We start from the raw sequence: 9,893 nt of genomic DNA on the forward strand, positions 1-9,893 counted from the left end.
TCCCCCCCCTGTCCCCCCCCCCCCCCCACCCCCCCCCCTCCCCCTGCCCCCCCCCCCCCCCCCCCCCCCCCCCCCCCCCCCCCCCCCCCCCCCCCCCCCACTGCTGGGTCCGTCCGCTGACGGCCGCTCAGCCGTCCTGCGCGTCGTGCCGGTCGTCCTTGCGGTCGCCGTCCTCGGCGCCGGGGTCGCCGTTCCCCGCGCTGTCGGCACCCTCGGCCGGCCCGCCGTCCTCGGTCGGCTCGGCCGGTTCCACCGGCTCGGTGGGCTCCGTCGTCCGTTCCACCGCGGTCCGGCCACCCACCGGCTTCTCGCCCGCCGGCCCCTGGTTCTCCCGGCGGCGCAGGTAGCGCTCGAACTCGCGGGCGATGGCGTCCCCGCTCGCCTCGGGCAGCTCGGCGGTGTCCTGGGCCTCCTCCAGCTGCTGGACGTACTCGGCGACCTCGTTGTCCTCGGCGGCGAGCTGGTCCACGCCCAACTGCCAGGCCCGGGAGTCCTCGGGCAGGTCGCCCGGCGGGATCCGCAGGTCGAGCAGGTCCTCCAGCTTGTTCAGCAGGGCCAGGGTGGCCTTGGGGTTGGGCGGCTGGGCCACGTAGTGCGGAACGGCGGCCCAGAGCGTCACCGCGGGCACCCCGGCGTGGGCGCAGGCCTCCTGGAGCACGCCGACGATGCCGGTCGGGCCCTCGTAGCGGCTCTCCTCCAGGTCCAGCGTGCGGGCCACGTCGGGGTCCGAGGTCACCCCGCTGACCGGTACCGGACGGCTGTGCGGGGTGTCGCCCAGCAGCGCGCCGAGGATCACCACCAGTTCCACACCCAGCTCGTGCGCGAAGCCGAGCAGCTCGTTGCAGTAGGAGCGCCAGCGCATGCTGGGCTCGATCCCGCGCACCAGCACCAGGTCGCGGGTCTTCGGCTCGGTCACCCGGACCACCGACAGCCGGGTGGTCGGCCAGGTGATCCGCCGGATGCCGCCGTCCAGCCAGACGGTGGGCCGGTTGACCTGGAAGTCGTAGTAGTCCTCCGCGTCCAGGGCGGCGAACACCTTGCCGCCCCAGGTCTCGTCCAGATGCCCGACCGCCGTGGAGGCGGCGTCGCCCGCGTCGTTCCAGCCCTCGAAGGCACAGACCATGACCGGGTCGATCAACTCGGGAACATCTTCCAGCTCGATCACCCAGCGTCTCCCTCCGGCCGACCCGGGCACGCCCCCCGCCCGGGGGGCGGATGCGGCGAACCAGCGGCCGGCTGCCGACTGCTTCCCTCATCACGTGGAACGCCCTGTTCCACGGACCGTACCTGCCCAGCCTACGGGCTTTGATGCCTGCCGAAGTCCGGCGGGCGGCGCTCCGGCCGGGCCCACCGCGGCCGATCCGCCGGGTGCGGTCGCGGCGGGCCCGCCGGGACAGTCTGGGGCCCTGTCCGGCGGGCCGCCACCGGTTATCCGGTCGGCTCCGCCCGCGCGGTCGGAACCGCCGTCCGCCGGGGTCGGGTCAGCCGGCGAGAGTCCGGGCGACGGCGGGGAGGTAGCCCCGGGCCTGGCCCTCGGCGGTGGGGTGGAAGGACTCCCACGGCTTGGACAGCACGATCCCGGTGATCCACTCCGAGCCGCGCGGGGCGCAGAGGCCGTGGCCCGCGAAGTCGCCGCGCGGGTCGGCGAACCGGGCGTGGTGGGCGATGGCCTGGCGCTGGATCAGGTCGTCCAGCTGGTCGGTGAGCGCGTTGAACCGGTCGCGACGGCTGGTGGTGCCGGCCCAGCAGTTGGCGACGGACTCCAGCAGGTGCGGATAGCCCGTCAGCACCACCCGGGCGCCGGGCGCGCGTTGGCCGATCGCGGTCAGCAGGCCGTCGAGGCGGGCCGGCAGGTCGTCGGCGAGCAGCCGCGCGGAGTGGTCCAACGCGCTCGTGCAGTGGCGGTCGGTGGTGAGCGGCTGCAGGCAGGCGATCACGGCGTCCGAGAAGTCCAGGTCGTTGCCGCCCACGGTGACGCTGACCAGCGCGGTGTCGGACGGCACGGTGGGGAGCTGGTCGGTGCGGACCTCGTCGGTGGTGGCGCTCTCGCAGGCCGTGTCGAGGAAGGCGGACGGGGAGTGGGCGGCGGCCCAGAGCGCGGGGTAGGCGAGTGAGCTGCGGTGGCAGTCGCCGCTGGCCGGATCGTAGGAGCGGGCGGCGACCCCGGCGGCGTAGGAGTCGCCGAGCGCGGCGTAGCCGGGGTTGGGCGCGGGGGTGGCAGCGGCGTTCGCGGGTGTCGTCGCGCCCAGGAGCAGCAGCGGGACGGCGGCCAGTGCGGTGCGCAGGCGGGGGCGAAGGGCGATCATGGCCACTCATGGTATTCACCTGAACACTCTTGGTGGTGGACCTGTGGAGTGTCAGCCGCTCCACCTCGGGCCCGCACGACCGTGCGTTCGGTTTTTCCTCGGTTCTCTCTCGTGTTTCCCTCGTGGTCAGCGTGGCGCCGAGGTCTCGCGCGGTGGGTGCGAGGGAGGGCGTGAGGGTGGGCCTGGGCGGACCGGGATGCCGGGGGAGTGGAGCACGCTCACCGGTGGCCCGGCGAATGGTGGCAGGCCGGCCGCGGTCAACAAGTCCTCGTCCAGATCGGTCAGTTCGGCGCGGAACAGCGGCCAGCGCGGGTGGGCGTCCGGCGGGTGCGTCGGTCGGCCGAACGGTGTGTTGTGCAGGGGCCCGGCGGGCGGTCAGGAAGTTGCTCCAGGGCACTGGGTTCCGGCACGGCCCCGCCCACCCGCACCGTCGGCCGGCAGTGCGCGCCGCGTGGCCCGGGCCAGCGACGGACGCTGGAGTAGCGGACCTTGTCTCCCCGGTGCTCGATCGCCATCCGGGCCCAGGCGTACGGGAGTCGGAAGCCGATCCGGGCGGCCAGTGCGGGGGCCGGCCGGGACGCCTCGAGGGAGCGGAAGGCCACGTCGCGCCGCCCGTACCGGTCGACCGAGTACAGGCGGACGTTCGCCTCCGGGAACGTTCCGAGGTAGGGCAGGCCGGGAAATCGGTACCAGCCGATCCGATGCATCCGGAAGGCCACAAGGCCGACGTACGTGAGCCCGTCGAAGGTGTCGGGGGTCGTGCCGGGCGGCAGTAGACGGGCCACCGCCGAGGGGTCCACCGGCAGGTGCGGGAGGGTCAGGTCGAGCCAGGGCTGGGTCAGTAGTGGGCCGCCACCCCGCGTGGCGGATCGGGGGCGGGCGGTTCCGGTGGCGCGGGCGTCGGCGGCATCGGGGGTACGGGGTGGATCCTATGGATGAACTCCTCGATCATTAAGTGCCTTTCGGCTTTGGGGCCTGGCGTCGACTTTGGGGGCAACGTCGACTTTGAGGTCTGGCGTCGACGAAGGGCCGCTGCGGGCGGCGGTCGCCAGCGTGAGCAGTGATCGGCACCGTGATCGCCGATCACGTTTCAGATCACTGCTCACGCTTTGGGGTGGCGATCACGTTTCGGATCACTGCTCGTGACTCGGAGCGGGGCGCTGATCCTCACCGCTCCCGGCCCGTGTGACCTGGAGCGCCAGTCGCGCCTGGGGTCTGCGCTCCGTTTTCGGAGCAGGTGCCATATTCAAGAGCACTGATCTCGATAGAGATCAGTGCTCTTGTTCGCGGCCTGAAGTGTCGACGACCCCTCCCGGAGCCGGCGCGGAGTGCCAGGGGCGCACGCCATTCTCCCGATCTTGGCCGCAAGGGTCGGGCGGCCTGCACGCTCGGCGTGCACAGGTGGCGCGCACCGTCGGCGCCCACGGTCCGCACCACGCGTCGCTGCCGCATGGTTAAGGCCCCGGTCCCGGTGTCCCAAGGAGCCTGTGCCGGATTCGCCTCACGCTCGGCGCCCTCCGCGGCCTATCGTGGGGCACATGACGACTACCGATCAGACTGCTCCGACCAAGGTCGACTTCTACTTCGACCCCGTCTGCCCCTTCGCCTGGATTACCTCCCGCTGGATCCTGGAGGTCGAGCAGTACCGCGAGTTGGACCTCAGCTTCCGCGTGATGAGCCTCTCCGTCCTCAACGAGAACCGCGAGGACATGTCCGAGGAGTACCAGGCGAGGCTGACCCGCGCGTGGGGCCCGGTGCGGGTCTGCATCGCCGCCGCCGAGGAGCACGGTCCGAAGGTGCTGCGCGACCTCTACACCGCGCTCGGCACCCGGATCCACGACCAGGGCAACAAGGACCTGCCCGCGGTGATCCGCGAAGCGCTCGCCGAACTCGGCCTGCCGGCCGAGTTGGCCGATGCCGCCGAGAGCACGCAGTACGACGAGGCGGTGCGCCGGAGCCACCACGAGGGCATGGACCCGGTTGGCGAGGACGTCGGCACGCCGACCCTGCACGTCGACGGTGTGGCCTTCTTCGGTCCGGTGCTCTCCGCGATCCCGCGCGGCGAGGACGCGGTCAAGATCTTCGACGGCGCCCGCCTGCTGGCCGGCTACCCGAAGTTCTTCGAGCTCAAGCGCACCCGCACCGGCGAGCTCGACTTCAGCTGACCCCATCGCGGCGACTGCTGGAGAGGGGAGTGGCGGCGGCTCGTCGCTACTCCCCGAATTCGCCGAACGCATCTGCGGCAGCGGCGAGTTCGAGCGCGATGGGAACAACTACGGTGCTGCGGTGCCCCGATGCCGTCCGCGGCAGCACCCGAAGGCACCCGAAGACACCCGAAGGCACCTGAAGTCCTGAGAGCGCCTGACTGCGGAGACGGCGGTGCGTACCGGCCGAGCCCCGCGCCACCAGGCCTGCCCACACCGCGAGTTGGGGTGGCATCGCGGCTCCGCCTCACTCCGGCAGCCCGCACCAGTCCCGCCGGTAGGCCGCCCAGTCCGCCGCGCTCGCCGAGAAGTCCGCGTACATCCCCACCCCGAAGGACGGCCGGTGCGCCCGGTCCGCGGCTCGCCGTCCCAGCGCAGCCGGACGCCGCGCACGGCGGCGGCCACCGTCTCCGCCGAGCCCCGATGGCCCCACTGGTCCGCGTAGTAGGCCGGCAGTCCCATCACCAGGCCGACCGACGCCGGGGTGGCCTCCAGCGCCAGCGTGGTCTGCTGCGCGACGTACCCGCTGTACAGCGACCGCGCGGGCATCCCGGTGTCGTACGACATCACCGCGATCTGGTCGACCCTCCGGGCCACCTGCCCGAAGTACCCCTGGGACCACCACTTCGGATGGTCGGCGACCAGCTGTCCGACCCGGTGCAGCCCGGGCAGCGGGTCGATCTGCGGCGCGGCCACCGAGAGCGGGACGCCACGGGCCGCGGTGAGCGCGTGCAGCTGGTCCAGCAGGGCGAGGTAGCCGGTGCTGCCGGAGCGCACGGGCTCCAGGTCGAAGTGCACGCCGTCGAAACCGGCGGCCAGCACCTGCTGGACCGAGCCGGCGATCCGGTCCCGGACGTCGGCCCGGTCCAGGTTGAGCCCGTTCTCCTCGGGCTCGACCAGGTCACCGAGCCACGCCTGCACCCGGACCCCGGGCAACTGCTGGTGCACGGCCGCGATGAGCTGTCCGGCCCGCGGGTAACGGGAGGCGGGCAGCGAGCCGTCGTCCGAGAGTGGGCCGGCGTGCACGTACAGGTCACGGACCGCCGGGTCGGGAGCCGCCCCACCGGACCCGCCCGCACCGGACCCACCCGAGCCGGGGGAGCCGCCCATCAGCCGGGTCAGCGCGGCCAGGTCGGCGGCGCTCTTGCCGCCGTCCACCCAGGCGTGGCCCAGCCAGACCGCGTCCTGCCCCCGGGTGCGGGCCTGCGCCGACGGCGTGCCGGCGTCCTCCAGGCGCAGCGCCAGCGCCGCCGAGCCCACCGGTAGCAGCACCAGCACCGCCAGCAGCAGCGCGGCGCCCCCGATCCGCCGCCGTCTCGACCGTCCGGGCCGCCGCCCCGGCCCCCGGGACGGGGCGCGCCACCCCGTCCGTTCACCCGTTCGCCCGCACCCGCCGTCCCATCCGCCGAGACCCGGCCCGCGAGGCCCCCGCAGACCCCGCGGACCCGCCGCCCCTGTTCGCCGCCATGCCGCTCATCCCCCGTCCCACCCACGCCCGCCCACCGGGCCGCCCCTTCCGGCCCGTCGAATGGCTCACCATACGGAACGCCCCCCATGGCAGGTCGCCCGGCCGGATACGCTGGCCGGGTGCACCCCCGTCACAGAGGGGAGCGCATAGCCGACAGCCGTCGCATCCAGGGAGTAGCCCCATGGCCACCAGTGTCCCCTCAGCCGCCCAGCAGTCCCGTGCCACCGCCTTGCGCGAAGCCCTCGCCCACCGGGTGGTGGTCGCCGACGGCGCGATGGGGACGATGCTGCAGGCGCAGGATCCCTCGCTGGAGGACTTCCAGGAGCTGGAGGGCTGCAACGAGATCCTGAACGTGACCCGGCCGGACATCGTGCGCTCGGTGCACGAGGCGTACTTCGCGGTCGGCGTGGACTGCGTGGAGACCAACACCTTCGGCGCCAACCACGCGGCGCTGGGGGAGTACGAGATCGCCGAGCGGATCTTCGAGCTCTCCGAGGCCGGTGCCCGGATCGCCCGCGAGGTCGCGGATGCCTTCGCCGCCCCCGACCGCCCGCGCTGGGTGCTGGGCTCGATCGGCCCGGGCACCAAGCTGCCCACCCTGGGCCACGCCCCGTACCAGACCCTGCGGGACGGCTTCCAGCGGAACGCGGCCGGCCTGATCGCGGGCGGCGCGGACGCGCTGCTGGTGGAGACCAGTCAGGACCTGCTGCAGACCAAGGCGGCGATCCTCGGCTGCAAGCGGGCGCTGGCCGAGGCGGGCCTGGACCTGCCGGTGCTGGCCCAGGTCACGGTGGAGACCACCGGCACCATGCTGCTCGGTTCGGAGATCGGCGCGGCGCTCACCGCGCTGGAGCCGCTGGGTATCGACTACATCGGCCTGAACTGCGCGACCGGCCCGGCCGAGATGAGCGAGCACCTGCGCTACCTGGCGAAGAACGCCCGCATCGGCCTGTCCTGCATGCCGAACGCGGGCCTGCCGGTGCTGGGCAAGGACGGCGCGCACTACCCGCTCACCCCGGCGGAGCTGGCCGACGCGCACGACACCTTCACCCGCGAGTACGGCCTCGCCCTGGTCGGCGGCTGCTGCGGCACCACCCCCGAGCACCTGCGCGCCGTGGTCGAGCGCGTCCAGGGCCGTCCGGTGGTCTCGCGCACCCCGCAGCCGGAGCCGGCCGCCGCCTCGCTCTACCAGTCGGTCCCGTTCCGCCAGGACACCTCCTACCTGGCGATCGGTGAGCGCACCAACGCCAACGGTTCGAAGAAGTTCCGCGAGTCGATGCTGGCCGGCGACTGGCAGGCCTGCGTGGAGATCGCCCGCGAGCAGATCCGGGACGGCTCGCACCTGCTCGACCTCTGCGTGGACTACGTGGGCCGGGACGGCGTCGCCGACATGCGGGAGGTCGCCGGCCGGCTGGCCACCGCCTCCACCCTGCCGATCGTGCTGGACTCCACCGAGACCGACGTGCTGCGCGCCGGCCTGGAGCTGCTGGGCGGCCGCGCGGTGCTGAACTCCGTCAACTACGAGGACGGCAACGCCCCGGACTCCCGCTTCGCCAAGGTGGCCACGCTGGCCCGCGAGCACGGCGCCGGCCTGATCGCGCTGACCATCGACGAGGAGGGCCAGGCCCGCACCGCGGAGAAGAAGGTGGCGATCGCCGAGCGCCTGATCGCCGAACTCACCACCGACTACGGGATCGAGGAGAGTTCGATCCTGGTGGACTGCCTGGCCTTCACCCTGGGCACCGGACAGGAGGAGTCGCGCCGCGACGGCATCGAGACGATCGAGGCGATCCGCGAGCTGAAGCGCCGTCATCCGGCGGTGCAGACCACGCTGGGCCTGTCCAACATCTCCTTCGGTCTCTCCCCGGCCGCCCGCGTGGTGCTCAACTCGGTCTTCCTGCACGAGTGCGTGCAGGCGGGCCTGGATTCGGCGATCGTGCACGCCTCCAAGATCGTGCCGATCGCGCGGATCCCCGAGGAGCAGCGCGAGGTCGCGCTCGACCTGGTGCACGACCGCCGTCGCGAGGGCTACGACCCGTTGCAGCGCCTGCTGGAGCTGTTCGAGGGCGTCTCCACCGCCTCCACGGCCGCCTCCAAGGCGCAGGAGCTGGCCGCGCTGCCGCTGGAGGAGCGGCTCAAGCGGCGGATCATCGACGGCGAGCGCAAGGGTCTGGAGGCGGACCTGGACGAGGCCCTGGGGGTGCGCCCGGCCTTGGAGATCATCAACGAGACGCTGCTGGACGGCATGAAGGTGGTCGGCGAGCTGTTCGGCTCGGGCCAGATGCAGCTGCCGTTCGTGCTGCAGTCCGCCGAGGTGATGAAGACCGCGGTGGCCCACCTGGAACCGCACATGGAGAAGTCCGACAGCGAGGGCAAGGGCACCATCGTGCTGGCCACCGTCAAGGGCGACGTCCACGACATCGGCAAGAACCTGGTGGACATCATCCTGTCCAACAACGGCTACACCGTGGTCAACCTGGGCATCAAGCAGCCCGTCTCGGCGATCGTGGAGGCCGCCCAGGAGCACGGCGCGGACGTGATCGGCATGTCCGGGCTGCTGGTCAAGTCCACCGTGATCATGAAGGAGAACCTCCAGGAGCTCAACCAGCGCAAACTGGCGGCCCAGTACCCGGTGATCCTGGGTGGCGCCGCACTCACCCGCGCCTACGTCGAGCAGGACCTGCACGAGATCTACCAGGGCGAGGTCCGCTACGCCCGGGACGCCTTCGAGGGCCTGCAGCTGATGGACGCGCTGATCGCGGTCAAGCGCGGCGTTCCCGGTGCGACCCTGCCCGAGTTGCGGCAGCGCCGGCACGCCCGGGTCGAGGTGGCGGAGCCGGAGGAGGTCAACCTGGGCCAGGTCCGCTCGGACGTGGCGCTGGACAACCGGGTGCCGGTCCCGCCGTTCTGGGGGGACCGGATCGTCAAGGGCATCCCGTTCGCCGACTACGCCTCCTGGCTGGACGAGGACGCGCTCTTCAAGGGCCAGTGGGGGCTGAAGGCCTCGCGGACCGGCGACGGGCCGTCCTACGACGAACTGGTGGAAACCGAGGGCCGGCCGCGGCTGCGGATGTGGCTGGACCGGCTGCAGACCGAGGGCTGGCTGGAGCCCGCCGTGGTCCACGGCTACTACCCGGCCAACTCCAAGGGCGACGACCTGATCGTCTACGCCGAGGACGGCAGCGAGCGCACCCGCTTCACCTTCCCGCGCCAGCGCCGCGGGCGCCGGCTCTGCCTGGCCGACTTCTTCCGGCCGGAGGAGTCCGGCGAGCGCGACGTGGTCGCGCTGCAGGTGGTCACCATGGGCAACCGGATCTCCGAGGCCGCCAACGAGCTGTTCCGCGCCGACGCCTACCGCGACTACCTGGAGCTGCACGGCCTCTCGGTCCAGCTCGCCGAGGCACTGGCCGAGTTCTGGCACGCCCGGGTCCGCTACGAGCTGGGCTTCGGCGACGAGGACCCGCAGGACGTCCGCGACATGTTCGCGCTGAAGTACCGCGGCGCCCGGTTCTCCCTCGGCTACGGCGCCTGCCCCGAGCTGGAGGACCGCGCCAAGATCGCCGAGCTGCTGAAGCCCGAGCGGATCGGCGTGGTGCTCTCCGAGGAGTTCCAGCTGCACCCGGAGCAGTCCACCGACGCGATCGTCATCCACCACCCGGAGGCTAAGTACTTCAACGCGCGGTAACCCACTGATCGCGCGTCGTTCGCTCAACTGCGCGTATCCTGGACGACCCCGTACGGGCCGGCCCGCCACACCGGCGGACGCCGGCCCGGGGGGGGGGGGGGGGGGGGGGGGGGGGGGGGGGAGGTGGGGGGGGGGGGGGGGGGGGGGGGGGGAGAAGGCGGCGGCCGTCCAACTGCTGTCCGGCGGCCGGTTCGGGCTCGGGCTGGGCAGCGGCGAGAACCTCAACGAGC

General features: G+C 72.8%; 5 protein-coding genes and 1 pseudogene. 2 read left to right on the plus strand and 4 right to left on the minus strand.

Features of this window, described 5'->3' with window-relative positions; genetic code table 11:
* Positions 1–127: 127 nt before the first annotated feature.
* The 3 genes and pseudogenes from ACZ38L_RS24005 to ACZ38L_RS24015 all read right to left on the minus strand — a co-directional run bounded on the left by ACZ38L_RS24005 (position 128) and on the right by ACZ38L_RS24015 (position 3,216).
* On the minus strand, positions 128–1,165 hold the full coding sequence (locus ACZ38L_RS24005) for a PAC2 family protein (protein ID WP_465696906.1): 1,038 nt from the start codon (positions 1,163–1,165) through the stop codon (positions 128–130).
* Between the two features lie 316 nt (positions 1,166–1,481).
* The gene (locus ACZ38L_RS24010; RefSeq protein ID WP_465696908.1) at positions 1,482–2,306 is read right to left on the minus strand and encodes an SGNH/GDSL hydrolase family protein; all 825 of its coding nucleotides are present in this window, start codon (positions 2,304–2,306) and stop codon (positions 1,482–1,484) included.
* Between the two features lie 126 nt (positions 2,307–2,432).
* Positions 2,433–3,216: pseudogene (locus tag ACZ38L_RS24015) on the minus strand (YqjF family protein).
* Positions 3,217–3,844: 628 nt separating this feature from the next.
* Between ACZ38L_RS24015 and ACZ38L_RS24020 the strand changes: the two are divergent.
* Positions 3,845–4,471, plus strand: a complete 627-nt coding sequence (locus ACZ38L_RS24020) for a mycothiol-dependent nitroreductase Rv2466c family protein (protein WP_465696910.1) — start codon at positions 3,845–3,847, stop codon at positions 4,469–4,471.
* 108 nt (positions 4,472–4,579) lie between these two features.
* Here ACZ38L_RS24020 and ACZ38L_RS24025 read toward each other — a convergent pair whose 3' ends face one another.
* Positions 4,580–5,788 carry a glycoside hydrolase family 18 protein gene (locus tag ACZ38L_RS24025; protein ID WP_465696912.1) on the minus strand — a complete coding sequence of 403 codons (1,209 nt, stop codon included), beginning with the start codon at positions 5,786–5,788 and terminating at the stop codon, positions 4,580–4,582.
* 371 nt (positions 5,789–6,159) lie between these two features.
* Here ACZ38L_RS24025 and metH point away from each other — a divergent pair, with 371 nt between their 5' ends.
* Positions 6,160–9,663, plus strand: coding sequence for a methionine synthase (gene metH / locus ACZ38L_RS24030; RefSeq protein WP_465696914.1), 3,504 nt, complete (start codon positions 6,160–6,162; stop codon positions 9,661–9,663).
* Positions 9,664–9,893 lie beyond the last annotated feature (230 nt).

This window comes from Kitasatospora sp. NPDC024654, from assembly GCF_055559155.1.